The organism is Burkholderia cenocepacia (assembly GCF_900446215.1).
GTDB classification, from domain to species: Bacteria; Pseudomonadota; Gammaproteobacteria; order Burkholderiales; family Burkholderiaceae; genus Burkholderia; species Burkholderia cenocepacia.
Genome location: NZ_UAQZ01000003.1, coordinates 147,737 through 173,739 on the forward strand (window position 1 = coordinate 147,737; position 26,003 = coordinate 173,739).

The 26,003-nt window shown below is 68.0% G+C and carries 31 protein-coding genes and 1 riboswitch; of the genes, 27 read left to right on the forward strand and 4 right to left on the reverse strand.

The annotated features are described in order from the left end of the window. Positions 1-25 precede the first annotated feature (25 nt). The 4 genes from DTA15_RS11390 to DTA15_RS11405 form a co-directional block, all read right to left on the reverse strand. Positions 26-1,309: a D-amino acid dehydrogenase gene (locus tag DTA15_RS11390; protein ID WP_006482643.1), complete on the reverse strand. Its 1,284-nt coding sequence runs from the start codon at positions 1,307-1,309 to the stop codon at positions 26-28. 25 nt (positions 1,310-1,334) lie between these two features. Further along, on the reverse strand, positions 1,335-2,597 hold the full coding sequence (locus tag DTA15_RS11395) for an MFS transporter (protein ID WP_006482644.1): 1,263 nt from the start codon (positions 2,595-2,597) through the stop codon (positions 1,335-1,337). 128 nt (positions 2,598-2,725) lie between these two features. After that, entirely contained in the window at positions 2,726-3,502 is a 777-nt protein-coding gene (locus DTA15_RS11400; protein WP_012492303.1) for an SDR family oxidoreductase, read from the reverse strand. Continuing rightward, positions 3,499-5,268: an ABC transporter ATP-binding protein/permease gene (locus DTA15_RS11405; protein ID WP_006488528.1), complete on the reverse strand. Its 1,770-nt coding sequence runs from the start codon at positions 5,266-5,268 to the stop codon at positions 3,499-3,501. The genes DTA15_RS11400 and DTA15_RS11405 overlap by 4 nt, the downstream gene beginning before the upstream one ends. Positions 5,269-5,538: 270 nt before the next feature. After that, positions 5,539-5,662, forward strand: a riboswitch (TPP riboswitch). Positions 5,663-5,887: 225 nt separating this feature from the next. Here DTA15_RS11405 and DTA15_RS11410 point away from each other — a divergent pair. The 27 genes from DTA15_RS11410 (at position 5,888) to tatA (ending at position 25,982) form a co-directional block, all read left to right on the forward strand. Beyond that, positions 5,888-7,024 (forward strand): FAD-dependent oxidoreductase, encoded by a 1,137-nt coding sequence (locus DTA15_RS11410; RefSeq protein WP_006488532.1) that lies wholly within the window; start codon positions 5,888-5,890, stop codon positions 7,022-7,024. Positions 7,025-7,056: 32 nt separating this feature from the next. Next, the gene (gene thiS / locus DTA15_RS11415) at positions 7,057-7,254 is read left to right on the forward strand and encodes a sulfur carrier protein ThiS (protein ID WP_006488534.1); all 198 of its coding nucleotides are present in this window, start codon (positions 7,057-7,059) and stop codon (positions 7,252-7,254) included. A 38-nt stretch (positions 7,255-7,292) separates the two neighbouring features. After that, positions 7,293-8,108, forward strand: a complete 816-nt coding sequence (locus DTA15_RS11420; RefSeq protein ID WP_006488530.1) for a thiazole synthase — start codon at positions 7,293-7,295, stop codon at positions 8,106-8,108. Next, positions 8,105-9,229, forward strand: a complete 1,125-nt coding sequence (gene thiE / locus DTA15_RS11425; protein ID WP_012492304.1) for a thiamine phosphate synthase — start codon at positions 8,105-8,107, stop codon at positions 9,227-9,229. Before DTA15_RS11420 ends, thiE begins: the two co-directional genes overlap by 4 nt. 84 nt (positions 9,230-9,313) lie before the next feature. Further along, complete coding sequence (locus DTA15_RS11430) at positions 9,314-10,135, forward strand: ABC transporter ATP-binding protein (RefSeq protein WP_006477138.1); 822 nt, start codon at positions 9,314-9,316, stop codon at positions 10,133-10,135. Beyond that, positions 10,132-10,899 (forward strand): lipid asymmetry maintenance ABC transporter permease subunit MlaE, encoded by a 768-nt coding sequence (mlaE, locus tag DTA15_RS11435; protein WP_006486220.1) that lies wholly within the window; start codon positions 10,132-10,134, stop codon positions 10,897-10,899. Before DTA15_RS11430 ends, mlaE begins: the two co-directional genes overlap by 4 nt. A gap of 24 nt (positions 10,900-10,923) precedes the next feature. Continuing rightward, the gene (mlaD, locus tag DTA15_RS11440) at positions 10,924-11,484 is read left to right on the forward strand and encodes an outer membrane lipid asymmetry maintenance protein MlaD (RefSeq protein WP_006486221.1); all 561 of its coding nucleotides are present in this window, start codon (positions 10,924-10,926) and stop codon (positions 11,482-11,484) included. 31 nt (positions 11,485-11,515) lie between these two features. Next, entirely contained in the window at positions 11,516-12,478 is a 963-nt protein-coding gene (locus DTA15_RS11445) for an MlaA family lipoprotein (RefSeq protein WP_020979879.1), read from the forward strand. A 111-nt stretch (positions 12,479-12,589) separates the two neighbouring features. Continuing rightward, on the forward strand, positions 12,590-13,219 hold the full coding sequence (locus DTA15_RS11450) for an MlaC/ttg2D family ABC transporter substrate-binding protein (protein WP_012492305.1): 630 nt from the start codon (positions 12,590-12,592) through the stop codon (positions 13,217-13,219). After that, entirely contained in the window at positions 13,216-13,491 is a 276-nt protein-coding gene (locus DTA15_RS11455) for an STAS domain-containing protein (RefSeq protein ID WP_006485329.1), read from the forward strand. Before DTA15_RS11450 ends, DTA15_RS11455 begins: the two co-directional genes overlap by 4 nt. Before the next feature lie 192 nt (positions 13,492-13,683). Next, on the forward strand, positions 13,684-14,610 hold the full coding sequence (locus tag DTA15_RS11460; protein ID WP_006485348.1) for an ABC transporter ATP-binding protein: 927 nt from the start codon (positions 13,684-13,686) through the stop codon (positions 14,608-14,610). Then, on the forward strand, positions 14,607-15,428 hold the full coding sequence (locus tag DTA15_RS11465) for an ABC transporter permease (protein ID WP_006485346.1): 822 nt from the start codon (positions 14,607-14,609) through the stop codon (positions 15,426-15,428). Before DTA15_RS11460 ends, DTA15_RS11465 begins: the two co-directional genes overlap by 4 nt. 53 nt (positions 15,429-15,481) lie before the next feature. Further along, the gene (locus tag DTA15_RS11470) at positions 15,482-15,721 is read left to right on the forward strand and encodes a BolA family protein (RefSeq protein WP_006477131.1); all 240 of its coding nucleotides are present in this window, start codon (positions 15,482-15,484) and stop codon (positions 15,719-15,721) included. Positions 15,722-15,822: 101 nt separating this feature from the next. Next, the gene (gene murA, locus DTA15_RS11475; RefSeq protein ID WP_206532705.1) at positions 15,823-17,085 is read left to right on the forward strand and encodes a UDP-N-acetylglucosamine 1-carboxyvinyltransferase; all 1,263 of its coding nucleotides are present in this window, start codon (positions 15,823-15,825) and stop codon (positions 17,083-17,085) included. Continuing rightward, a complete protein-coding gene (hisG, locus tag DTA15_RS11480; RefSeq protein WP_006477129.1) occupies positions 17,082-17,735 on the forward strand; it encodes an ATP phosphoribosyltransferase in 654 nt (217 codons plus the stop codon). Before murA ends, hisG begins: the two co-directional genes overlap by 4 nt. A 24-nt stretch (positions 17,736-17,759) precedes the next feature. Then, positions 17,760-19,076, forward strand: coding sequence for a histidinol dehydrogenase (hisD, locus tag DTA15_RS11485; RefSeq protein ID WP_006485330.1), 1,317 nt, complete (start codon positions 17,760-17,762; stop codon positions 19,074-19,076). A 98-nt stretch (positions 19,077-19,174) separates the two neighbouring features. Further along, positions 19,175-20,248: a histidinol-phosphate transaminase gene (gene hisC, locus DTA15_RS11490; RefSeq protein ID WP_006485351.1), complete on the forward strand. Its 1,074-nt coding sequence runs from the start codon at positions 19,175-19,177 to the stop codon at positions 20,246-20,248. A gap of 65 nt (positions 20,249-20,313) precedes the next feature. Beyond that, positions 20,314-20,901, forward strand: coding sequence for an imidazoleglycerol-phosphate dehydratase HisB (gene hisB, locus DTA15_RS11495; RefSeq protein WP_006477126.1), 588 nt, complete (start codon positions 20,314-20,316; stop codon positions 20,899-20,901). A 61-nt stretch (positions 20,902-20,962) separates the two neighbouring features. Continuing rightward, entirely contained in the window at positions 20,963-21,583 is a 621-nt protein-coding gene (locus DTA15_RS11500; protein ID WP_006485349.1) for a YchE family NAAT transporter, read from the forward strand. Continuing rightward, positions 21,580-22,221: an imidazole glycerol phosphate synthase subunit HisH gene (hisH, locus tag DTA15_RS11505; RefSeq protein WP_012492306.1), complete on the forward strand. Its 642-nt coding sequence runs from the start codon at positions 21,580-21,582 to the stop codon at positions 22,219-22,221. The genes DTA15_RS11500 and hisH overlap by 4 nt, the downstream gene beginning before the upstream one ends. Before the next feature lie 163 nt (positions 22,222-22,384). Next, a complete protein-coding gene (gene hisA / locus DTA15_RS11510) occupies positions 22,385-23,140 on the forward strand; it encodes a 1-(5-phosphoribosyl)-5-[(5-phosphoribosylamino)methylideneamino]imidazole-4-carboxamide isomerase (protein ID WP_006477123.1) in 756 nt (251 codons plus the stop codon). Positions 23,141-23,246: 106 nt separating this feature from the next. Further along, positions 23,247-24,020 (forward strand): imidazole glycerol phosphate synthase subunit HisF, encoded by a 774-nt coding sequence (hisF, locus tag DTA15_RS11515; RefSeq protein WP_006485327.1) that lies wholly within the window; start codon positions 23,247-23,249, stop codon positions 24,018-24,020. Next, the gene (gene hisI, locus DTA15_RS11520) at positions 24,020-24,436 is read left to right on the forward strand and encodes a phosphoribosyl-AMP cyclohydrolase (protein WP_012492307.1); all 417 of its coding nucleotides are present in this window, start codon (positions 24,020-24,022) and stop codon (positions 24,434-24,436) included. The genes hisF and hisI overlap by 1 nt, the downstream gene beginning before the upstream one ends. Beyond that, positions 24,433-24,798 (forward strand): phosphoribosyl-ATP diphosphatase, encoded by a 366-nt coding sequence (locus DTA15_RS11525; protein ID WP_006485344.1) that lies wholly within the window; start codon positions 24,433-24,435, stop codon positions 24,796-24,798. The genes hisI and DTA15_RS11525 overlap by 4 nt, the downstream gene beginning before the upstream one ends. Before the next feature lie 70 nt (positions 24,799-24,868). Then, positions 24,869-25,261 (forward strand): DUF4870 family protein, encoded by a 393-nt coding sequence (locus DTA15_RS11530; RefSeq protein WP_006485332.1) that lies wholly within the window; start codon positions 24,869-24,871, stop codon positions 25,259-25,261. A 31-nt stretch (positions 25,262-25,292) separates the two neighbouring features. Continuing rightward, entirely contained in the window at positions 25,293-25,658 is a 366-nt protein-coding gene (locus DTA15_RS11535; RefSeq protein ID WP_006485352.1) for a histidine triad nucleotide-binding protein, read from the forward strand. 93 nt (positions 25,659-25,751) lie between these two features. After that, positions 25,752-25,982, forward strand: a complete 231-nt coding sequence (gene tatA, locus DTA15_RS11540) for a Sec-independent protein translocase subunit TatA (protein ID WP_006477115.1) — start codon at positions 25,752-25,754, stop codon at positions 25,980-25,982. Positions 25,983-26,003: the final 21 nt, after the last annotated feature.

The window sequence follows — 26,003 nt, forward strand, 5'->3', positions numbered from 1 at the left end:
CCGCAAGCCTGTTCCTGGCGCGGCCCTAGCGGTCGTAGCGCGCGAGCGTCAGGCCCGCCAGATCGATCTCCGGCGCGCGCCCGGTGACGAGATCCGCGACCACCTTTCCCGAACCCATCGACATGGCCCAGCCCGTCGAGCCGTGGCCGACGTTGAGCCAGAGGCCGTCGATGCCGCTCGCGCCGAGCAGTGGCGGTCCGTCGGGCGTCATCGGCCGGCGGCCGACCCAGAAACGCGCCGACGCGCGATCGGCCGCATGCGGGAACCAGTCGTCGAGCACCTTCATCAGCGTGTCGAGCGCCTGCTGCCGCAGCGCCGCGTGGCGGTTGCCGAGCTCCGCGGTGCCGGCGACGCGCAGCGTCGGGCCGAAGCGCGTGATCGCCGTCTTCAGCGATTCGTCCATCAGCGCGGCGCATGGGGCCTTTTCATCGTCGACGACCGCGAGCGTGGCCGAGTAGCCCTTCACCGGATACAGCGGCACGTCGATGCCGAGCGGTCGCAGCAGGCCCGCGCTGTCGACGCCGAGTGCGACGACGATCGCATCGGCGGCGAGCAGCGCATCGCGTCGGGCGGCGGCGCCCGCGTCGAGCGAGTCGATCCGCACGCCGCGCACCTCGCCGCCCGCGACATCGAGCGCTCGAATCGCGGTGCGGAACCGGAACGTCACGCCGTTCGCTTCGCACCGCGCCCGCAGTTCTCGCGTGAAGCGTGCGCAGTCGCCCGCTTCGTCGTCGGGCAGGTAGATGCCGCCGACGGGCGCCTGCCGCGCCCAGCGCAGGCCTGGCTCGATCGCGGTGCAGCCGGCCGCGTCGAGTTCGCGAAACGCGATGCCGGCATCGCGCAGCACCTTCAGCGCGGGCTGCACCATCTCGACGTCGAACGCGCTGCGCAGCAGTTGCAGGTAGCCGCGGCTCGCGCCGTAGTCGAACGGATAACGGTCGCGAAACGCATGCAGGCACGCGCGGCTGTAATACGCGATGCGCTGCATCCGCTGCTTGTTCACGCGGAACCGCTCGAATTCGCATTCGCGCAGCCAGCGCGCGATCCAGCGCCACTGCGCGGCGTCGAGCGTCGGCCGGAAGATCAGCGGCGACGCAGGCTTGAACAGGTACTTGAGAATCTTGCCGGGCATCCCGGGCGCGGCCCACGGCGTCACGTAGCCGGGCGCGATCACGCCCGCGTTGCCGAGGCTCGTCGCTTGCGCGACGTCGGCCTCGCGTTCGATCACGGTGACGTCGCAGCCTGCTTCGCGCAGGTGCCAGGCGGTGGTGACGCCGATCACGCCGGCGCCGAGAACGATCACGTGCATGCGGAGTCCGGAACGGGGCGGTGGCTCACGACGCGATGGCCGGATCGTCGGCGAGCGACTTGCCGCGCGTTTCCGGCAGCACGAGCGCCGCGACGATCACGAGCAGGTAGCCGCCGCCCGCGACGAGGCCGATCGCCTTCACGAGCGACATCGATTGCGACAGCGCGCCGACGAGGATCGGGAAGAACGAGCCGAGCCCGCGGCCGAGGTTGTAGCAGAAGCCCTGGCCCGAGCCGCGGATCGCGCCCGGATACAGCTCCGACAGATACGCGCCGACGCCCGCGAAGATGCCCTGCACGACGATGCCGAGCGGAAAGCCGAGCAGCAGCATCGCGGTATCGGTGATCGGCAGCATCGTGTACGCCATGCCGAGCGAGAACGAGCCGACCGCGAACAGGATGAACGACGCGCGGCGGCCGAGCCGGTCAGAGAGCATCGCGCCGACCACGTAGCCGACGAACGAACCGACGATCAGCACGACCAGATAGCCGCTCGTGTTGAACACCGACAGATGGCGCACGGTTTTCAGATAGGTGGGCAGCCACGTCGTGATCGCGTAGTAGCCGCCGAGCATGCCGGTGCACAGCGCGCTGCCGAACAGCGTCGCGCGCAGGTGCGGCGGCGAGAAGATCTCGAGGAAGTGGCCCGACACGCGGCCTTCGTCGCGCGCGCGGCGGGTGGCCGTATAGATGTCGGGATCGCTGACGTTGCGGCGGATGTACAGGATCCACAGGGCGGGCACGATGCCGATCCAGAAGCACGCGCGCCACGCGATCTGCTCGGGCAGCAGCGCGAAGAACGCCCAGTAAAGGATCGCGGCCGCGCCCCAGCCGAACGACCAGCTGCTCTGCACGGTGCCGACGGCCTTCGCGCGATGCTCGGGCGAGCGGATCGTCTCGGCCATCATGATCGTCACGACCGACCATTCGCCGCCGAAGCCGAAACCCTGCAGCGTGCGCGTCGCGAGCAACTGCCAGAACGAATGCGTGAAGCCGGACAGGCACGTGAACAGCGCGAACGTCGCGATCGTCCACTGCAGCATGCGCACGCGGCCGTAGCGGTCGGCGAGGATGCCGGCGACCCAGCCGCCGATCGCCGACGAGATCAGCGAACTGGTCGCGATCATCCCGGCCTCGCTCTTCGTCATGCCCCAGGTGGCGATCAGCGTCGGAATCAGGAACGAATAGATCATGAAGTCGAACGCGTCGACCGCATAGCCGCCGAATCCGGCGTACAGCGTCCGGCGCTCGCGCGTCGACAATTCGTTGAACCACTGGAATGCCTGCATGCTTGTCGCCCCCTCTCGTCTTGTCTCGTCCCGCGCTGCCGCGTCGCGGTTATTTTACGGGCGCGCTCGCGCACGCCAAAAAGGCGGATGCAGGTTCGTGCGGAACGGCAGGCAGACGGGGCGACGCATCAGAGCGTCAGGCCGCCGTCGACGTGGATGACCTGGCCGGTGATCTGTCGCGCCGCGTCCGACAGCAGGAACGCGATCAGCGCGGCGACGTCGTCGGGTTCGGCGATCCGGCCGAGCGGCGTCGCCTGTTCGGCCTGCGCCCAGGCCGCGGCGTTGCCGGCGCTCGGGCCGTGGTCCTTGCGCGTGAAGCCCGGCGCGACCGCATTGACGGTGATGCCGCGCGCGGCGAATTCGGCGGCGGCGGTACGCACCAGCGATTCGAGCGCGGCTTTCGCGGCGGCGGTCGCCGCGAACGGCGCATCGGCGCGGTAGCGGTGCGCGACGAACGAACTGACCGCGACGATCCGCGGCGCGATCGATGCTTCGAGCAGCGGCCGCGCGCGGCCCGCGAGCGCGGAGAACGCACCGGGCATCGCCGCGAACGCGGACGCGAGCGCATCCGCCGAGAGTTCGGAAAAGGATTGCCGCGCGGCGAAGCCGGCGTTCGCGACGAGCTGGTCGAGCCCGCCGAAGCGGGTGGCGACGGCATCGACGAGCGTGGCAGCCACGCCGGGCTCAGCGAGATCGCCGGTCAACGTCACGCATTCCGCGCCGGCCGCCGTGCACGCCTGGGCGACTGCTGCGAGCCGCGCGCGTGCCGCATCGTCCGCGCCGCGCGCATGCAGCGCCAGCGCGACGCCGGGCGCCGCGAGCCGCCGCGCGAGCGCCGCGCCGATCCCCGACCCCGCGCCGGTGATCAGCGCGATCCGGGCGACGTGCGCGGCGCGTGCGTTCACGCGGCGACCTTGTCGTCGCTGCTCACGCGCTCGACGTTGATCGTGCCGACGTGGAACGCGGCCAGCGATTCGCGGTGCGCGATGCTGACGATCGCGGCCTTCGGCAGCCGTTCGGCGAACAGGTGATAGAGGCGGGCTTCGTTGTCGGCGTCGAGCGCGCTGGTCGCCTCGTCGAGGAACAGGAAGTCGGGCTTGTGCAGCAGCACGCGCGCGCCGGCCAGACGCTGCTGTTCGCCCGGCGACAGCACGCGGGTCCAGTGCGCGGTTTCGTCGAGGCGCTCGACGTAATCCTCGAGACGGCACGCGCGCAGCGCATCGCGGCATGCTTCGTCGCTGAACGTGTCGGGCGTCGCCGGGTAGGTGAGCGCGGCCTTCAGCGTGCCGATCGGCAAATAGCTGGTTTGCGGCACGAACATCATCCGCGCACCGACCGGCGCGTCGATCGCGCCGTCGCCGAACGGCCACAGCCCCGCGAGCGCGCGCATGAACGTGCTCTTGCCGGAACCGGACTTGCCGACCACGAGCCAGCGCGAGCCGGGCTCGATCGTGACGTCGCCGATGTTCGCGAGCGCGTTGCCGTTCGGCAGCGCGAGCTTGAGCGACGACGTGGACAGCTTCGCGGCGTCGATGTAGTGCAGGTTGATGCCGCCGTGCTCGGTCGCGGGCGACAGGCTTTCCTTCAGGTGCGACGTGCCCATCACGCGCTTGAATTCGCGCAGACGGTTGACGGTGGCGCGCCATTCGACGAGGGTCGAGTAGCTGTTGATGAACCACGAGAACGAATCGCTGACGGTGCCGAACGCGGACGAGATCTGCATCAGCACGCCGAACGAGAACGCACCGGCAAAGTAGCGCGGCGCGGCGACGACGAGCGGGAAGATGATCGCGATCTGCCCGTAGAAGCTCAGCACGAACGTGAGCCGCTTCGTGTACTTCATCACGCGCCACCAGTTGTCGCGGATGCGCATGAAGAGGCTCTGCGCGTTGCCGGCCTCGGTCTTCTCGCCGTCGTAGAACGCGATCTGCTCGGCGTTCTCGCGCACGCGGATCAGCCCGAAGCGGAAATCGGCCTCGACGCGCTGCTGCTGGTAGTTGATCGACACGAGCGGATGACCGACCTTCTGGATGATCAGCGAGCCGATCACCGCGTACAGCGCGGCCGCCCACACCATGTAGCCGGGAATCGCGATCGGCGTCGCGCCGAGCGTGAACGTCAGCGCGCCGGCGAGCGACCACAGGATCGTGATGAACGACACGAGCGTGACGACCGTCGACAGCAGGTCGAGCGACAGCGCGAGCGTCGTGGTCGCGAACGACTGGAGGTCGTCGGTGATCCGCTGGTCGGGGTTGTCGGCGAGGCGGTCACGCTCGATCCGGTAGAACGCGCGATCGCCGAGCCACTGGCCGAGAAAGCGGTCGGTGAGCCACTGGCGCCAGCGGAAGCCGAGCATCTGGCGCAGGTAGCGGCCGTAGACGGCGAGGATGATGAAGCCGAACGCGAGCGCGGAGAACTGCATCAGCAGGTTCGGGAAGTCGTGGACGTCCTTCGACTGCAGCGCGTTGTAGAACTGCGCGTTCCACTTGTTCAGCTTGACGTTGATCCAGACCACGCAGAGGTTGATCGCGATGATCGTGACCAGCAACCCCCACGCGATTTTCCATTCGGACGATACCCAGTAGGGCTTGATGAGGCTCCATGCGGATACCGGGCGCTCGTCCTGCGGCGCGTCGGAGGCGGAGCGGACGGGATCGATCGATTGGGTCATGTGCTTCCTGATGATGAGCCGGCGCGCGGGCCGGGCGAAACCGGGCGCGCGCCGCGATACGGCATGCCGGGGCGCGGCGCCGACGGACGGCGGGCGTCCGGATGGTCGCCCGTGCGTCTTAAACGGCACTTAAAAACCGGCGGTGACGCGGCAACCGGCCGCTCGCGCGGCCGGCCTGCGGGCATTGTGCCAGAGCGGCGCGGCGCGCCGGCGAATTTGCCGCAAGGGGGACAGTTTGCGGCGCTTTCCGCTTTTATGGTCTAATGGCCGACGACGAAACAGGGGTGCTTCGTGGCGCGGCCGGCAGATGTTCCGGGCAGCGCGGCGAGGCTGAGAAAGACCCTTCGCACCCGATCCGGGTAATACCGGCGAGGGAAGTTTCTGATCCCGCCGGGCCGCGCTGGCCGCCATCCCATATGGTCAGCGCCCGAGTCCCGCCCGGCCGGCCTTTGCTGCCGGTTTCGTCCTTTTGGGTACGCGCATTGCGCGTTACGGAAGGAATGATGACCGCACAATCTTCAGTCTTTTGCATGGCTCCCGGCCCGATGTCGCGTGCGTTCGCATGCGGTGGCGCGTGCACGTCGACGCTCGTCGCGCGTGACCGCGCGGAGGGCGCGCGATGAACGTCCGGGATGCACGACCCGATTTCGCGGTACTCGGCGGCGGCCTCGTCGGCCGCCTGATCGCGTGGCGGCTCGCGGGTGACGGGCATCGCGTCGCGCTCTACGAGCGCGGCGGGCCGGACGGCGAGCAGTCGGCCGCGTGGATCGCGGCCGCGATGCTCGCGCCGCTCGCGGAAGCGGCGAGCGCGGAGCTGCTGATCACCGAGCTCGGCGCCGCGTCGCTCGCGCGCTGGCCGCAGTGGCTCGCGGAACTGCCCGAACCCGTCTTCTTCCAGCATCGCGGCACGCTCGTCGTCTGGCATCACGCGGACCGCGCGGAGGCGCCGCTGTTCGAGCGGCGCGTGCGCGCGAACGCGCCGGCCGAGTTGTTCGACGGCGGTTTCGTGACGCTGGCCGGTGCGCAGGTCGACGCGGCCGAACCCGCGCTCGCGGGCCGCTTCGCGCGCGGGCTGATGCTGCCGCGCGAAGGCCAGCTCGACAACCGCCAGGCGCTGCGCGCGCTCGCCGCGGGCCTCGCCGAACGCGGCGTCGCGCTGCACTGGCACGCGGCGGTCGACGACGCGAACCTGCCCGCCGCGCATGTCACGATCGATTGTCGCGGGCTCGGCGCGAAACCCGCGCTGCCCGCGTTGCGCGGCATCCGCGGCGAAGTCGCGCGCGTGCACGCGCCCGGCATCGGGCTCACGCGGCCCGTGCGGCTGCTGCATCCGCGCTACCCGCTGTACATCGCACCGAAGCAGGACGATCTCTATGTGATCGGCGCGACCGAGGTGGAGGGCGAGGACATGTCGCCCGTGAGCGTGCGTTCCGCGCTCGAACTGCTGAGCGCGGCGTTCTCCGTGCATCCGGCGTTCGGCGAGGCGCGCATCCTCGAACTCAACGCGCAGTGCCGGCCGACGCTGCCCGATCATCGTCCGGCGGTGATCTGGGACGGCGCGTCGACGCTCGCCGTCAACGGCCTGTACCGGCACGGCTTCATGATCGCGCCGGAAGTCGCGCAGGCGGCCGTCGCGTGCGCGCAGGCCGCGCTCGGCGGCACGCTCGGCGATCCCGACGCATTTGCCGCATGGCGCGCCACCGCGCGCTGGCCGACGCTTCTCCATCACCGCAACGACGCGCACCAGCCGGCCTGACGCGCGCCGCCGACCGAATTCGACCCAGCCTCATGGATATCCAGATCAATCAACAGACCCTGACGTTGCCCGACGGCGCGACGGTGGCCGACGCGCTCGCCGCGTACGGCGCGCGTCCGCCGTACGCGGTGGCGCTGAACGGCAATTTCGTCGCGCGTACGCAGCATGCGGCGCGCGCGCTCGCGGCGGGCGACCGGCTCGACGTCGTGCACCCCGTCGCGGGCGGCTGAGCGCCGCCGGTTCGTCCCCGCTCTTCCAGGAAAACGACATGACGTCCCCCACCTCCGCCGACACGCTGACGCTGTACGGCGAAACCTTCGCAAGCCGCGTGCTGCTCGGCACGTCGCGCTATCCGTCGCTGCAGTCGCTGTCCGATTCGATCGCCGCGTCGCGCCCCGGGATGGTGACGGTCGCGCTGCGCCGCCAGATGACGGGCGGCACGGCCGAAGCCGGCTTCTTCGACCTGCTCAAGCGCCACGCGGTGCCGCTGCTGCCGAACACGGCCGGCTGCCAGACCGTCGCCGAAGCCGTGACCACCGCGCACATGGCGCGCGAGGTCTTCGGCACCGACTGGATCAAGCTCGAGCTGATCGGCGACGACTACACGCTGCAGCCCGACCCGGTCGGGCTGATCGATGCCGCCGCGCAACTGGTCAAGGACGGGTTCAAGGTGCTGCCGTACTGCACCGAGGATCTCGTGATCGGCCGGCGCCTGCTCGACGTCGGCTGTGAGGCGCTAATGCCGTGGGGCGCGCCGATCGGCACCGGCAAGGGCGTCGTGAATCCGTACGGCCTGCGCGTGCTGCGCGAACGGCTGCCGGACGTGCCGCTGATCGTCGACGCGGGGCTCGGCGTGCCGTCGCACGCGTGCCAGGTGATGGAGTGGGGTTTCGACGGCGTGCTGCTGAATACGGCCGTGTCGCAGGCGACGCACCCGGAGATCATGGCGCGCGCGTTTGCGCAGGGCGTCGAGGCCGGCCGTGCCGCGTATCTCGCCGGCCCGATGGATGCGCGCGAAACCGCGCACGCGAGCACGCCGGTCGTCGGGATGCCGTTCTGGCACCAGGACGGAGGCGGCGCATGAGCGCGCGCTTCGCCGATGCGTTCTGGCCGCCGGCCGACGAGCTGGCCGAAGCGGCCGAGCGGATTCGCGCGCGGCTCGGCGACTGGCCGGACGGCGTGGCGCCGTGGCGGCTCTGCGTGGCGGCGCCCGACGTGCCGGCCGACGGCGACGTGCTGATCGTGTCGGCCGGCGATCGCGCCGCGCAGGCGCGTGCGTCGGCCGTGTCGCGGCCAGCGTCGCCCGATGCGGTGGCGATCGAATTCGACGAGCGCAGCGCCGTGCTGCATGCGGCGGGCGTGCGCTACGCGCTGGACGCCGCGCATCCGCTCGCGGACGACTGGATCGCGGCGCTTGCCGCATTCCTCGATTGCGGCTTCGCACCGGTCGACGCGCTGGTTCTCGCGCTGGCGTGGCGCGACGGCGACGAGACGCACGCCGCCGACGCATGGCCGGTCGATGCCGAGCGATTCCCGTGCGTCGCCGGGCTGCCGCCCGCGCCGGAGCCGGCGTTCCCGCCGTGCCCCGCGCAACTCGGCCTCTATCCGGTCGTGCCGAGCGCCGAATGGGTCGAACGCGTGCTCGATGGCGGCGCGCGAACCGTGCAATTGCGCGTGAAAGATGCGACGCCGGACACACTCCGTCAAGAAATCGCGCGCGCGGTCGCGGCCGGGCGCCGCTATCCCGATGCGCGCGTGTTCATCAACGATCACTGGCAGATCGCCGCAGAAGAGGGGGCGTACGGGGTACATCTCGGTCAGGAGGACCTCGAAACGGCCGATCTGGCCGCGATCGCGCGCGCGGGCCTGCGGCTCGGACTGTCGAGCCACGGTTATTACGAGATGTTGCGGGCGCTGCACGAACGGCCGAGCTACCTCGCGCTCGGCCCCGTGTACGCGACCGCGACCAAGGCCGTCGCCGCGCCGCCGCAGGGTTTGGCGCGGATTGCCCGCTACGCGCGCTTCGCCGGCGCGCGGGCGCCGCTGGTCGCGATCGGCGGGGTGGGGCTCGACGCGCTGCCGGCCGTGCTGGCGACGGGCGTCGGCAGCGTCGCGGTGGTCAGCGCGGTCACGGGCGCGGCCGACTATCGGACAGCGCTTATTGCACTGCAGCAGTGCTTTGCCGGACAATTTGACAATCGTTGACCGGAGGGCCCGGAACGGCGTCACGACATCATTCCAATGCAGGCCCTATAATTCGGCGTTCTGCGTAAAAGGACTGTCAGCTCCGTGAGCCCCACTCCTACCGAGACCCTGCTGGAACTTCGCGACGTCGACTTTGGCTACGGCGACCGCCTCGTCCTGTCCAACCTGAACCTGCGCTTCGGGCGCGGGCAGGTCGTCGCGGTCATGGGCGGCTCGGGTTGCGGCAAGACCACCGTGCTGCGCCTGATCGGCGGCCTCGTGCGCGCACGCCGCGGCCAGGTGCTGTTCGACGGCGCCGATGTCGGCGCGCAAACGCGCGACGGGCTGTATGCGTTGCGCCGCAAGATGGGCATGCTGTTCCAGTTCGGCGCGTTGTTTACCGACATGTCGGTGTTCGAGAACGTCGCGTTCGCGCTGCGCGAACATACCGATCTGCCCGAAGACCTGATCCGCGACCTCGTGCTGATGAAGCTCAACGCGGTCGGGCTGCGCGGCGCGCGCGACCTGATGCCGTCCGAGGTGTCGGGCGGGATGGCGCGCCGCATCGCGCTGGCACGCGCGATCGCGCTCGATCCGCAGCTCATCATGTACGACGAGCCGTTCGCGGGCCTCGATCCGATCTCGCTCGGCATCACCGCGAACCTGATCCGCACGCTGAACCAGGCGCTCGGCGCGACGTCGATCCTCGTCACGCACGACGTGCCGGAATCGTTCGCGATCGCCGATTACGTGTATTTTCTGGCCAATGGCGGCGTGCTCGCGCAGGGTACGCCCGACGAGCTGCGCGCGTCGACCGATCCGAGCGTGCGGCAATTCATCGACGGCGCGCCGGACGGCCCGTTCAAATTTCATTACACGAGCCCGCCGCTCGCGGCGGATTTCGGGCTCGGCGGAGGGCGCGCATGATCAGCGCGATCGGACGTTACGTCATCGGCGGCCTCGAGCGCGCGGGCTACGGCACGCGCCTGTTCGTGCGCCTCGTGCTGGAATTCTTCCCGCTGCTGCGCCGGCCGCGGCTGGTCACGAAGCAGATCCACTTCCTCGGCAACTATTCGTTCGTGATCATCGCCGTGTCGGGGCTGTTCGTCGGCTTCGTGCTCGGGCTGCAGGGCTATTACACGCTGAACCGCTACGGTTCCGAGCAGGCGCTCGGCCTGCTGGTCGCGCTGTCGCTCGTGCGCGAGCTCGGGCCGGTCGTCACCGCGCTGCTGTTCGCGGGCCGCGCGGGCACGTCGCTCACGGCCGAGATCGGCCTGATGAAGGCCGGCGAGCAGCTCACCGCGCTCGAAATGATGGCGGTCGACCCGATCAAGAACGTGATCGCGCCGCGCATGTGGGCGGGCATCATCGCGATGCCGCTGCTGGCCGCGATCTTCAACGCGGTCGGCGTGCTCGGCGGTTATTTCGTCGGCGTCGTGCTGATCGGCGTCGATCCGGGCGCGTTCTGGTCGCAGATGCAGGGCGGGGTCCAGGTCTGGGCCGACGTCGGCAACGGCGTGATCAAGAGCATCGTGTTCGGCTTCGCCGTGACCTTCATTGCGCTGTACCAGGGGTATGAAGCGAAGCCCACGCCCGAGGGCGTGTCGCGCGCGACCACCAAGACGGTCGTGTTTGCGTCGCTCGCCGTACTCGGCCTCGATTTCCTGCTGACCGCGCTGATGTTCAGCTAAGCCTCAGCCAAGCCAAATTTTGGGATGACGATGAAAAAGACTGCTCTCGACTTCTGGGTCGGCCTGTTCGTGGTGGTGGGCTTCCTTGCGGTGCTGTTCCTGGCGCTGAAGGTCGGCAACATGAGCTCGCTGTCGTTTCAGCCGACCTACTCGGTGAGAATGAAATTCGACAATATCGGCGGGCTGAAGCCGCGCGCGGCCGTGAAGAGCGCCGGCGTCGTGGTCGGCCGCGTGAAGTCGATCGGCTTCGACACGAACACGTACCAGGCGCTCGTCACGATCGACGTCGACGGCCAGTACCAATTCCCGAAGGATTCGTCGGCGAAGATCCTGACGTCGGGCCTGCTCGGCGAGCAATATATCGGCCTCGATCCGGGCGGCGACACCGAAATGCTGAAGGCGGGCGATACGATCACGATGACGCAATCGGCGATCGTGCTCGAGAACCTGATCGGCCAGTTCCTGTACAGCAAGGCCGCCGATGCGGGCGGTGCGAAGCCGGCAGCCGGCGCATCGGCCGCGCCGGCCGCGCCTGCGCCGGTGGCGGTGCCGGCGTCGGCGGTGTCCGGTTCAGCCGGCCAATAACCACACGAGAGAAAACAAGAGGGTAATGACCATGCACACGATCCGCATCAGGCACGCCGCGCTGGCGGTAGCGGCAGTCGCCGCGTTGAGCGGCTGCGCGACCGTGCAGACGCCGACCAAGGGCGATCCGCTCGAAGGCTTCAACCGGACGATGTACAAGTTCAACGACACGGTCGACACGTACGCGCTGAAACCGGTCGCGAAGGGCTACCAGTACGTGGTGCCGCAGCCGGTGCGCGACAGCGTGACGAACTTCTTCTCGAACATCGGCGACGTCTACATCGCGGCGAACAACATCGTGCAGCTGCGCATCGCGGACGGCGTCGGCGACATCATGCGCGTCGTGATCAACACGGTGTTCGGCGTCGGCGGTCTGTTCGACGTCGCGACGATCGCGAAGCTGCCGAAGCACACGGCCGACTTCGGGATCACGATGGGCCGCTACGGCATGCCGTCGGGCCCGTATCTCGTGCTGCCGCTGCTCGGCCCGAGCACGCTGCGTGACACGGCCGGCCTCGGCGTCGACTACGTCGGCAACCCGCTTACCTACGTGAAGCCGGATGGCCTGAGCTGGGGCCTGTTCGGCGTGAACCTCGTCAACACGCGTGCGAACCTGCTCGGCGCGGGCGACGTGCTGGACGCCGCGGCGCTCGACAAGTATTCGTTCGTGCGCAACGCGTACCTGCAGCGCCGTCAGGCGCTGATCAGCAACGCCCGCGGCGAGGCCGCCGTAACGTCGAACAACGACGCGCTGCCGAAGTACGACCTGCCGGAAGACGGCGCGGCACCGGCGGCAGCCGGCGCGGCCGGTACCGCGGGTGCGGCGGCGGTGGGCGGTGCGGCGCCGGCGGGCGCATCGGGCGCGGCGGTTGCTGCGCCGGCGTCGGGCACGGCCGAATCGCCGAACCCGGCCAGCGAGACGAACGTGCCGGCGATGCAGGTGGCGCCGCCGTCGCCGGGCGGGTTCCGGTTCCCGAGCATCCGGCTGCACTGACGGACTTACATTCGTTACAGCCGGAAACGATTCAGTCGGTAGCGTACGCGAACTTGCGCGTAAGCTACCTGCTCCAACCTTCGCATCGACTCATTCATGCAGGCCACTATGATGAAAAAACTGTTCCTGATCCCCGTTTTCGCGGCGCTGTTCTCGTTCGGCAGCGCAGCTCACGCGCAAGTCGACCAGTCGAACCCGCAGGCGCTGATCAAGACGGCGACGCAGCAGGTGCTCGACGAAGTCAAGCAGCAGACGATCAAGCAGGGCGACACCAACCGCATCATCTCGATCGTCAACAAGGACATCCTGCCGTACACCGATTTCCGCCGCACCACGCAGCTCGCGATGGGCCGCAACTGGCGCACGGCGACGGCCGAGCAGCAACAGCAGGTTCAGGAGCAGTTCAAGCTGCTGCTGATCCGCACGTATTCGGGCGCGCTCGCGCAGCTGAAGCCGGACCAGCAGATCCAGTACCCGCCGTTCCGTGCGGATCCGGCCGATACCGACGTCGTGGTCAAGACGGTCGCGATGAACAACGGCCAGCCGGTCCAGATCGATTACCGCCTGTACAAGACGGCGAACGGCTGGAAGGTGTATGACCTGAACGTGCTCGGCGCATGGCTGATCCAGACCTACCAGCAGCAGTTCAACGAGAAGATCCAGCAAAGCGGCGTGGAAGGGCTGATCCAGTTCCTGACGCAGCGCAACCAGCAACTTGCCGCCGGCAAGCAAGCGTCGTGAGCGGCTTCGAAGCCGGCTCCTCGCTGACCGTCGCGAGCGCGAAGTCCGCGCTCGCGGCCGGTCTTGCGCGCATCGGTGCGGGCGCAACCGCCGTCGATTGCGCGGCGCTGACGCAGTTCGACTCGTCCGCGCTCGCCGTGCTGCTCGCATGGCAACGTGCCGCCAAAGCGCGCGGCGCGACCCTCGACATCCTCAATCTCCCTCCGAAGCTCGCCAGCCTCGCGCACGCCTACGGCGTCGACGCGCTCATCGAAGGCACCGGGCGACATTGATCCTGTCCGACCGAAGCCTGCCGCGCCAGCCGGCGCGCGCATGCTTCAGGCCGCGCGCCCTCGGCGCCGGCTCCCCCAGCCGGTTTGCCCTATAATCAAGCGTTTTGCGGGGCAGCCAATCGGCGTCCGGCCCCCATTTTCTTTCGCAGCAAGCACAGAATAGGCGTCGCGGCCCTGGCGTCGCGCACAGTCATGTCAGCCATAGAAATCCGTCACGTCAAGAAGCGCTACAAGTCGCTTCAGGCGCTCAAGGGCGTCAGCCTGTCGGTCGAGGAAGGCGAGTTTTTCGGTCTGCTCGGCCCCAACGGCGCAGGCAAGACCACGCTCATCAGTATCCTCGCCGGGCTCGCCCGGGCCGACGAAGGCAGTATCTCGGTGCGCGGTCACGACGTCGTCCAGGACTTCCGCAATGCGCGCCGCGCGCTCGGCGTCGTGCCGCAGGAACTCGTTTTCGACCCGTTCTTCACCGTCCGCGAGACGCTGCGGATCCAGTCCGGCTACTTCGGGCTGCGCCGCAACGACGACTGGATCGATGAAGTGATGGCCAATCTCGATCTCACCGAGAAAGCCGACGCGAACATGCGCGCGCTGTCGGGCGGGATGAAGCGCCGCGTGCTCGTCGCGCAGGCGCTCGTGCACCGGCCGCCGGTGATCGTGCTCGACGAGCCGACCGCCGGCGTCGACGTCGAATTGCGCCAGACGCTGTGGAAATTCATCTCGCGCCTGAACCGCGAGGGTCACACGATCGTGCTGACCACCCATTACCTCGAGGAAGCCGAGTCGCTGTGCGACCGCATCGCGATGCTGCGCCGGGGCGAAGTCGTCGCGCTCGACCGCACCGACGCGCTGCTGCGCCGGTTCGCGGGCCTGCAACTGTATCTGCGGTTCGCGACCGGTGCGCTGCCGGCCGAGCTGCGCGGGCTGGAGACCGATCCGGCCGCGCGCGCGCCGGGCGAGCACCTGCTGCGTCTCGGGAGCTACGACGAGGTCGAACGCATCCTCGCGCAATGCCGCGCGGCCGGCTGCACGTTCGACGAGATCGAGGTCCGCAAGGCCGACCTCGAGGATGTGTTCGTCCAGGTGATGAACGGGGCCGAGGTGATCGAGGGGCTGGCATGAATCAACACTCCCCACGCGAACTGCGTTCGCTGACGTCCGAGGGGACGGCCCGGCGCGTGCCGGGCAGCGGGTTTCGCACGCTGTTCTACAAGGAACTGCTGCGTTTCTGGAAGGTGTCGTTCCAGACGGTGCTCGCGCCGATCGTCACTGCGCTGCTGTATCTGACGATCTTCGGCCACGCGCTGTCGGGCCGCGTCGAGGTCTATCCGGGCGTCGAGTACGTGAGCTTTCTCGTGCCGGGCCTCGTGATGATGAGCGTGCTGCAGAACGCGTTCGCGAACAGCTCGTCGTCGCTGATCCAGTCGAAGATCACCGGCAACCTCGTGTTCATGCTGCTGCCGCCGCTGTCGTACCGCGACATCTTCGGCGCGTACGTGCTCGCGTCCGTGGTGCGCGGGCTCGCGGTCGGCACCGGCGTGTTCGTCGTGACGATCTGGTTTATCCCGATGCACTTCGCGGCGCCGCTGTTCATCATCGCGTTCGCGCTGCTCGGCTCGGCGATCCTCGGCACGCTCGGCCTGATCGCCGGGATCTGGGCCGAGAAGTTCGACCAGCTCGCCGCGTTCCAGAACTTCCTGATCATGCCGCTGACGTTCCTGTCCGGCGTGTTCTATTCGACGCACTCGCTGCCGCCCGTATGGCGCGAAGTGTCGCGTCTCAACCCGTTTTTCTACATGATCGACGGCTTCCGTTTCGGGTTCTTCGGCGCGTCCGACATCAACCCGTTCGCGAGCCTCGCGATCGTCACCGGTTTCTTCGTGCTGCTCGCGCTGATCGCGATGCGGCTGCTCGCGACCGGCTACAAACTGCGTCATTGATATCGTCAGGCCGCGGCCGCCCAGGGCGGCGCGCGCCACAGGAGCCATACACCATGTTGCCGACTCCCGAACAGGTCAAGCAATACATCGCCGGCGGTCTCGCCTGCACGCATCTGGAAGTCGAAGGCGACGGCCAGCATTTCTTCGCGACGATCGTGTCGGCGGCCTTCGAAGGCAAGCGGCCGATCCAGCGGCACCAGCTCGTCTATGCGGCGCTCGGCGATCGCATGAAGCAGGAAATTCACGCGCTCAGCATGAAGACGCTGACGCCCGCCGAATGGCAGAACGCATAAACGGAAATCACTGAGTGCAAGTCACCGTCAACGAGCGCGACGCCGTCCAGAGCGTCGCCACGGCACACCCGGCCGCCAACGGGGAATCGCAGGGACAGGGGATGGACAAACTCGCGATCGAAGGCGGTCGCCGCCTGTCCGGCGAGATCGTCGTGTCGGGCGCGAAGAACGCCGCGCTGCCGATCCTGTGCGCGGGTCTGCTCACCGCCGACCCGGTCGATCTCGACAACGTGCCGAACCTGAAGGACGTGCGCACGACGCTGAAGGTGCTGAACCAGATGGGCGTGAAGAGCGAGACCGACGGCTGCCGCGTGCAGCTCGACGCGTCGCGCGTCGACAACCTCGTCGCGCCGTACGAGCTCGTGAAGACGATGCGCGCGTCGATCCTCGTGCTCGGACCGCTGCTCGCGCGTTTCGGCGAGGCGAAGGTGTCGCTGCCGGGCGGCTGCGCGATCGGCGCGCGACCGGTCGACCAGCACATCAAGGGCCTGCAGGCGATGGGCGCCGAGATCAGCATCGAGCACGGCTTCATCGAGGCGCGCGCGAAGCGCCTGAAGGGCGCGCGCATCGTGACCGACATGATCACGGTGACGGGCACGGAAAACCTGCTGATGGCCGCGACGCTCGCCGACGGCGAGACGGTGATCGAAAACGCCGCGCGCGAGCCGGAAGTGAGCGATCTCGCACACTTGCTGGTCGCGATGGGCGCGAAAATCGACGGCATCGGCACCGATCGCCTCGTGATCCAGGGCGTCGAGCGGCTGCACGGCGCGCGTCATGCGGTGATCCCCGACCGGATCGAGGCCGGCACGTTCCTGTGCGCGGTCGCGGCGGCCGGCGGCGACGTGATGCTGACGGGCGTGCGCCCGCACATCCTCGACGCGGTGATCGACAAGCTGCGCGAAGCCGGCGTGTCGATCGAGGAAGGCGACAGCTGGCTGCGCGTGAAGATGGATCGCCGCCCGTCGGCGGTGACGATCCGCACGTCGGAATACCCGGCGTTCCCGACCGACATGCAGGCGCAGTTCATGGCCCTCAATACGGTCGCGACGGGCACCGCGCAGGTCGTCGAGACCATTTTCGAGAACCGCTTCATGCATGTGCAGGAGCTGAACCGGCTCGGCGCGAACATCACGATCGACGGCAACACGGCGCTCGTGACGGGCGTCGACAAGCTGTCGGGCGCGAACGTGATGGCGACCGACCTGCGTGCGTCGGCGAGCCTCGTGATCGCCGGGCTGCGCGCCGACGGCGAAACGCTCGTCGACCGCATCTATCACCTGGACCGCGGCTACGACCGCATGGAAGCCAAACTGACCGCCGTCGGCGCGAACGTGCGCCGCCTCTCCGGGAGCCAAGCATGACCGCGCCGCTGACCCTCGCCCTGTCGAAGGGCCGGATTTTCGAGGAAACCCTGCCGCTGCTGGCCGCCGCCGGCGTGCAGGTGGCCGAGGACCCGGAAACGTCGCGCAAGCTGATCCTGCCGACGACCGATCCGAACCTGCGCGTGATCATCGTGCGCGCGAGCGACGTGCCGACCTACGTCGAATACGGCGCGGCCGATTTCGGCGTGGCCGGCAAGGACGTGCTGGTCGAGCACGGCGGCTCGGGCCTGTACCAGCCGATCGATCTGAACATTGCGCGCTGCCGGATGTCGGTGGCCGTGCCGGCCGGTTTCGACTACGCGAACGCAGTGCGCCAGGGCGCGCGCCTGCGGGTCGCGACCAAGTACGTCGAAACGGCGCGCGAACACTTTGCCGCGAAGGGCGTGCACGTCGACCTGATCAAGCTGTACGGCTCGATGGAGCTCGCGCCGCTGGTCGGGCTGGCCGACGCGATCGTCGACCTCGTCAGCTCGGGCGGCACGCTGAAGGCGAACAATCTGGTCGAGGTCGAGGAGATCATGGCGATCTCGTCGCGCCTCGTCGTGAACCAGGCCGCGCTGAAGCTGAAGCGCGCGGCGCTCAAGCCGATCCTCGACGCGTTCGAACGCGCGTCGCAGAATGGCGGTTGAGCGCATCACCGTAACGGAACTCCCATGTCCATCACCATCCGCAAGCTCGATTCGACGAACGAAGGCTTCGGCGCCGCGCTGCGCGCCGTGCTCGCGTTCGAGGCGAGCGAAGACGAAGCGATCGAGCAATCGGTCGCGCAGATCCTCGCCGACGTGAAGTCGCGCGGCGACGCCGCGGTGCTCGAGTACACGAACCGCTTCGACCGGCTGAGCGCGAACAGCGTCGCCGCGCTCGAATTGCCGCAGGACGCGCTGCAGACGGCGCTCGACGGCCTCGCGCCGAAGGCGCGCGCGGCGCTGGAAGCGGCCGCGGCGCGGGTGCGCGCGTACCACGAGAAGCAGAAGATCGAGTGCGGCACGCATAGCTGGCAGTACACGGAAAGCGACGGCACGGTGCTCGGCCAGAAGGTCACGCCGCTCGACCGCGTCGGCCTGTACGTGCCGGGCGGCAAGGCCGCGTATCCGTCGTCGGTGCTGATGAACGCGATTCCCGCGCGCGTCGCGGGGGTCGGCGAGATCGTGATGGTCGTGCCGACGCCGGACGGCGTGAAGAACGACCTCGTGCTGGCCGCAGCGCTGCTCGGCGGCGTCGATCGCGTGTTCACGATCGGCGGCGCGCAGGCGGTCGGCGCGCTCGCATACGGCACCGAGACGGTGCCGGCCGTCGACAAGATCTGCGGCCCCGGCAACGCGTACGTCGCGTCGGCGAAGCGCCGCGTGTTCGGCACGGTCGGCATCGACATGATCGCCGGGCCGTCGGAAATCCTCGTGCTGTGCGACGGCACGACCGATCCGAACTGGGTCGCGATGGACCTGTTCTCGCAGGCCGAGCACGACGAACTCGCGCAGTCGATCCTGCTGTGCCCGGACGGTGCGTTCCTCGATCGCGTCGAAAAGGCGATCGACGAGCTGCTGCCGACGATGCCGCGCCAGGACGTGATCCGCGCGTCGCTCGAGGGCCGCGGCGCGCTGATCAAGGTGCGCGACATGGCCGAGGCGTGCCGGATCGCCAACGACATCGCGCCGGAACACCTCGAAATTTCGGCGCTGGAGCCGCAGCAATGGGGCCAGCAGATCCGCCACGCGGGCGCGATCTTCCTCGGCCGCTACACGAGCGAGAGCCTCGGCGACTACTGCGCGGGCCCGAACCACGTGCTGCCGACATCGCGCACCGCGCGCTTCTCGTCGCCGCTCGGCGTGTACGACTTCATCAAGCGCTCGAGCCTGATCGAGGTCAGCGCGGAAGGCGCGCAGACGCTCGGCGAGATCGCGTCCGAGCTCGCTTACGGCGAAGGACTGCAGGCGCACGCAAGGAGCGCCGAGTTCCGGATGAAGGGCTGACCGCGCATTTTTGGAGCGGGGCAGGAGACGAGTGCAGGGCGGCAGCCGCCGCCCTGCCGACCCTTTGACGCCGGCGCGACGCACGCCGGCTTGAGACCATGACGACGCCACAAGACATCATCCGCCGCGACGTGCTCGCGATGACCAGCTATCCGGTGCCGGACGCGAGCGGGTTCGTGAAGCTCGACGCGATGGAGAACCCGTATCCGCTGCCGGCGCCGCTCGCCGCGGCGCTCGGCGAGCGGCTCGCGCAGGTCGCGCTGAACCGCTACCCGGCGCCGCGCCCGGCCGCGCTGCTCGACAAGCTGCGCCACGCGATGCGTGTGCCGGCCGGCTGCGACGTGCTGCTCGGCAACGGTTCCGACGAAATCATCAGCATGATCTCGGTCGCGTGCGCGCAGCCGGGCGCGAAGGTGCTCGCACCGGTGCCGGGCTTCGTGATGTACGAACTGTCGGCGAAGTTCGCGCAGCTCGAATTCGTCGGCGTGCCGCTGCAGGCCGACCTGACGCTCGACGTCGACGCGATGCTCGCGGCGATCGCCGAGCACCGGCCGGCGATCGTCTATCTCGCGTACCCGAACAACCCGACCGGCACGCTGTACGACGATGCCGACGTCGAACGGATCGTCGCGGCCGCGCGCCACAGCCTGATCGTGATCGACGAGGCGTACCAGCCGTTCGCCGAGCGTTCGTGGCTGCCGCGCGCCGCCGAGTTCGACAACGTCGTCGTGATGCGCACGGTGTCGAAGCTCGGCCTCGCGGGCATCCGCCTCGGCTATCTCGTCGGCTTGCCCGCGTGGCTGAACGAGTTCGACAAGGTGCGCCCGCCGTACAACATCAACGTGCTGACCCAGGCGACCGCCGATTTTCTGCTCGATCACCTCGACGTGCTCGACGCGCAGGCGGCCGAATTGCGTGCGGAGCGCGCGCGCCTCGCGCAGGCGGTGGCCGCGCTGCCCGGAGCGACGGTGTTCCCGAGCGCCGGCAATTTCCTGCTGGTGCGGGTGCCGGACGCGGCTGCCGTGTTCGATGCGCTGCTCACCGAGCGGGTGCTGGTCAAAAACGTGAGTAAAATGCATCCATTACTGGCCGAATGCGTGCGGCTGACCGTCGGTTCTCCCGACGAAAACGCCCGCCTGCTGGCCGCCTTGAAACTCGCGCTGCCCGGTTGAGCCCAGGGCGCGGCGGCGCGCGACGATCAATCCCCATTTACATCAGACTCAATCAAGGAATTGCCATGCGTGTGGCGGAAGTCGTTCGCAATACCAGCGAAACGCAGATCCGTGTGAAGCTCGATCTCGACGGCACCGGCCAGCAGAAGCTGGCCACCGGCGTGCCGTTTCTCGACCATATGCTCGACCAGATCGCGCGACACGGTCTGGTCGATCTCGAGGTCGAAGCGCATGGCGACACGCATATCGACGATCACCACACGGTCGAGGATGTCGGCATCACGCTCGGTCAGGCCGTCGCGAAGGCGATCGGCGACCGCAAGGGCATCCGTCGCTACGGCCATTCGTACGTGCCGCTCGACGAGGCGCTGTCGCGCGTCGTGATCGACTTCTCGGGCCGGCCGGGCCTCGAATTCCACGTGCCGTTCACGCGCGCGCGGATCGGCACGTTCGACGTCGACCTGTCGATCGAGTTCTTCCGCGGTTTCGTGAACCACGCGGGCGTCACGCTGCACATCGACAACCTGCGCGGGATCAACGCGCACCACCAGCTCGAGACGGTGTTCAAGGCCTTCGGCCGGGCGCTGCGCGCGGCGGTGGAGCTCGACGAGCGGGCGGCGGGGCAGATTCCGTCGACGAAAGGCAGCCTCTGAACGTCCGGACGGACTGCGCTCGGGACAACCTCACGGCTTCGGCGCGCGGCGCCGGCTTGCGATGGATCTGCTCAAATCGTTCATTTCGCTGCTCGCGCTGATCAATCCGGTGGGCGCGGTGCCGTTCTTCCTGAGCCTGACGGCGCAGCAGACGGACGACGAGCGGCGGCGCACGATCCGGATCGCATCGGTGTCGGTGTTCTGCGTGATGACGGTGACCGCGCTGCTCGGGCAGCAGATCATCAACTTCTTCGGCATTTCGGTCGGATCGCTCGAAGTGGGCGGCGGGATCATCATGCTGCTGATGGCGATCAACATGCTGAACGCGCAGATCGGCAACACCCGATCGACGCCGGAGGAGCGCCACGAAGCCGAGCTGAAGGACAACATCGCGGTCGTGCCGCTGGCGATTCCGCTGCTCACGGGCCCCGGCTCGATCAGCACGGTGATCATCTATGCGGCGAACGCGCATCACTGGTATGAGCGGGCCGGACTGGTCGCGATCGGCGCGGTCCTGGCTTTTCTGTGTTTCGTCGCGATGCGGCTCGCCGAGCCGATCGCGAACTGGATCGGCCGCACCGGCATCAACATCGCCACGCGGCTGATGGGTCTGATGCTGTCGGCGCTGGCGGTGGAATTCATCGTCAATGGACTGAGGGCGCTACTGCCTGCACTGAGATGAAAACTTCGATTGCGATTGTGGATTATGGGATGGGCAACCTGCGCTCGGTCGCGCAGGCGCTCAAGAAGGCCGAACCGGCCGCCGACGTGGCGATCGTCGACACGCCGGCCGCGATTCGCGCGGCCGACCGCGTCGTGCTGCCCGGCCAGGGTGCGATGCCGGACTGCATGCGCTGCCTCGGCGAATCGGGCCTGCAGGAGGCCGTGATCGAGGCGTCGCGCACGAAGCCGCTGCTCGGCGTATGCGTCGGCGAGCAGATGCTGTTCGACTGGAGCGCGGAAGGCGACACGAAGGGCCTCGGCCTCCTGCCCGGCAAGGTCGTGCGTTTCGAGCTCGACGGCCGCGTGCAGGACGACGGCTCGCGCTTCAAGGTGCCGCAGATGGGCTGGAACCGCGTGCGCCAGGCGCAGCCGCACCCGCTGTGGGACGGCGTGCCCGACGACGCGTATTTCTACTTCGTGCACAGCTATTACGTGACGCCGGACAACCCGGCGCACACGGTCGGCGAAACGGCCTACGGCGCGCCGTTTACGTCCGCGGTCGCGCGGGACAACCTCTTCGCGACCCAATTCCACCCGGAGAAAAGCGCGGAGGTCGGGTTGCGTCTGTATCGCAACTTCGTACACTGGAAACCGTAAACGTGGTGCGCGAGCCACAGTCGCCCTGGCCGAAAGGCCTGTCGCACGGGGCTTGCCCGCCTAAGCGCCGAAAGAGTTGTACTAAACTAGCGAGACGGCGCGGCACCGGTTTGGCCGGTACGCGCCGGATTCTTTTCTTTTTCCACGACGACACCCGATTGCTATGTTGCTGATTCCGGCCATCGACCTCAAAGACGGTCAGTGTGTGCGCCTCAAACAGGGCGATATGGACCAGGCCACGATTTTTTCCGAGGACCCGGCGGCGATGGCCCGCAAGTGGGTCGATCTCGGCGCCCGGCGGCTCCATCTCGTCGACCTGAACGGCGCATTCGCCGGCAAGCCGAAGAATCTCGAGGCGATCGAAGCGATCCTCGACGAAGTCGGCGACGAAATTCCCGTCCAGCTCGGCGGCGGCATCCGCAGCCTCGAGACGATCGAGAAGTATCTCGACGCCGGCCTGTCCTACGTGATCATCGGCACGGCAGCCGTGAAGAACCCGGGCTTCCTGCAGGACGCGTGCACCGCGTTCTCCGGCAGCATCATCGTCGGGCTGGACGCGAAGGACGGCAAGGTCGCGACCGACGGCTGGAGCAAGCTGACCGGTCACGAGGTGATCGATCTCGCGAAGAAGTTCGAGGATTACGGCGTCGAATCGATCGTCTACACGGACATCGGCCGCGACGGGATGCTGCAGGGCATCAACATCGACGCGACGGTGAAGCTCGCGCAGGCGGTCGGCATCCCGGTGATCGCCAGCGGTGGCCTGTCGAACCTCACGGACATCGAGAGCCTGTGCGAAGTGGAAGAGCACGGCGTCGAAGGCGTGATCTGCGGCCGTGCGATCTACTCCGGCGATCTCGATTTCGCGGCCGCGCAAAAGCGCGCGGACGAACTGAACGGCGAACTCGACAACGCGTAACCGCGGTTGTCCCGTTCGCCGGGGCTGCCCGCAGGCGGCCCCGACCGGAAGCCTCGCGCGAGGCTTCCGCAACCGGCCGTCCCAGCGCGGCATTTGGCGCAACATCATGGCTCTAGCTAAACGCATCATCCCCTGCCTGGACGTGACCGCCGGGCGTGTCGTCAAGGGCGTCAATTTCGTCGAGCTGCGCGACGCCGGCGACCCCGTCGAAATCGCCCGCCGCTACGACGACCAGGGTGCCGACGAACTGACCTTCCTCGACATCACCGCGACGTCCGACCAGCGCGACCTGATCCTGCCGATCATCGAAGCCGTTGCGTCGCAGGTGTTCATTCCGCTGACCGTCGGCGGTGGCGTGCGCGCCGTCGAGGACGTGCGGCGCCTGCTGAACGCGGGCGCGGACAAGGTCAGCATGAATTCGTCGGCGGTCGCGAACCCGCAGCTCGTGCGCGACGCGGCCGACAAGTACGGCTCGCAGTGCATCGTCGTCGCGATCGATGCGAAGCGCGTGTCGGCCGACGGCGAGGCGCCGCGCTGGGAAGTGTTCACGCACGGCGGCCGCAAGAACACGGGCCTCGACGCGATCGAATGGGCGCGCAAGATGGCCGAACTCGGCGCCGGCGAGATCCTGCTCACGAGCATGGACCGCGACGGCACGAAGTCGGGCTTCGATCTCGCGCTCACGCGCGGCGTGTCGGACGCGGTGCCGGTGCCGGTGATCGCGTCGGGCGGCGTCGGTTCGCTGCAGCACCTGGCCGACGGCATCAAGGACGGCCGCGCCGACGCGGTGCTGGCCGCGAGCATCTTCCACTACGGCGAGCACACGGTCGGCGAGGCGAAGCGCTTCATGTCCGACCAGGGCATCGCGGTGAGGCTGTGATGAATACGGAAACGAAATCCCTGCCCGCGTGGCTCGACAAGGTCCGCTGGGACGACAACGGCCTCGTGCCGGTGATCGCGCAGGAAGCGTCGACCAACGACGTGCTGATGTTCGCGTGGATGAATCGCGAGGCGCTCGCGAAGACGGTCGAGACGCGGCGCGCGGTCTACTATTCGCGTTCGCGCAAGCGCCTGTGGTTCAAGGGCGAGGAGTCGGGCCACGTGCAGCACCTGCACGAAGTGCGGCTCGACTGCGACGAAGACGTCGTGCTGCTGAAGGTCGAGCAGGTGTCGGGCATCGCATGCCACACCGGCCGGCATTCGTGCTTCTTCCAGAAATTCGAAGGCAACGTGGACAGCGGCGACTGGGTCGCGGTCGAACCGGTGCTGAAAGACCCCGAACACATCTACAAATGACGCAATCGACCGAAGACACGCTGCTGCGCCTCGCGGCCGTGATCGATAGCCGCAAGGGCGGCGACCCCGACCAATCGTACGTGTCGCGCCTGTTCCACAAGGGCGACGACGCGGTGCTGAAGAAGATCGGCGAAGAGGCGACGGAAGTCGTGCTGGCCGCGAAGGACGTGCGCCAGGGCGGCGCGCCGACCGCGCTCGTCGGCGAGGTGGCCGACCTGTGGTTCCACTGCCTCGTGATGCTGTCGCATTTCGACCTGAGCCCGGCCGACGTGATCGCCGAACTCGAGCGTCGCGAAGGCTTGTCGGGCATCGAGGAAAAGGCGCTGCGCAAGCGTCGCGAGCGCGAGGAAAACGGCGGGTGACGGGCACGCCCCGCCGCGGTGGCAACAGTGCGGTAAGCTGTAAGAATTGTCATCTAACGGGGGTAGCATCATGAACGATACGTCGAACCAGTTTCCGACGCCGGCGGTGCCGGGAGCCGCGGATGCCGAACGCCTGAACGGGCTGCGCACGCTGACCCACGTGCTGTACGGCCTCTATGCGATTCACTGGCTGACGGGGGGCGTCACGGGCATCATCGCGATCATCATCAACTACGTGAAGCGCGGCGACGTGGCCGGCACGCCGTACGCCGATCACTTCGAGTGGCAGATCCGCACGTTCTGGCGCGCGCTGATCGCATACGTGATCGGCATCGCGCTGCTGTTCGTGGGGGTGGGATTCGTGATCATGTTTGTCACATGGATTTGGACGCTGTACCGTATCATCAAGGGTTGGCTGTACCTGAACGACAACAAGGCGCTCGATCCGCAGGCATGGTTCTGACCGGCCGCGCGCGGGCGTCTGCAGGAGCAACATGAGTCACGATCCGAATTGCCTGTTCTGCAAGATCGCGGCAGGCGAGATCCCGAGCACGAAGGTGCACGAGGACGACGAATTCGTCGCGTTCCGCGACATCCGCCCGGCGGCCGACACGCACGTGCTCGTGATTCCGCGCCAGCACCTGCCGACGCTGTCGGCGGCGAGCGACGCCGATGCGCCGATGCTCGGCCGGCTGATGCTGCTCGTCGCGCGTCTGGCCGACCAGCTCGGCGTCGCGTATACGGGCGGCGAAACCGGTTTCCGTACGGTGATCAACACGGGCCCGGGCGGCGGGCAGGAGGTCTACCACCTGCACGCGCATATCCTGGCCGGCCCGCGCCCGTGGCAGCGAATGGGTTGACGCAGCGGGGCGTTTCCCCGCATCGATAGTCGAAGCCGGCGTGCCGCCGGCGATTTGCGCCGCGACGCGGCGTGGTTGAGGAGAGGTTTCATCATGGGTGGATTGAGCATTTGGCACTGGCTGATCGTGCTGCTGATCGTCGCGCTGGTTTTCGGTACGAAGAAGCTGCGCAACATCGGCAACGACCTCGGCAGCGCCGTGAAGGGTTTCAAGGACGGCATGAAGGAAGGCGAAACGCCGGCGGATGCGCAGCAACTGCCGCGTTCGGGTGCGGTCGACGTCAACGCGAAGGAAACGACGCGTTCCGATTCGAACAAGGCGTAACGCCGGCACGCTGACAGGCAT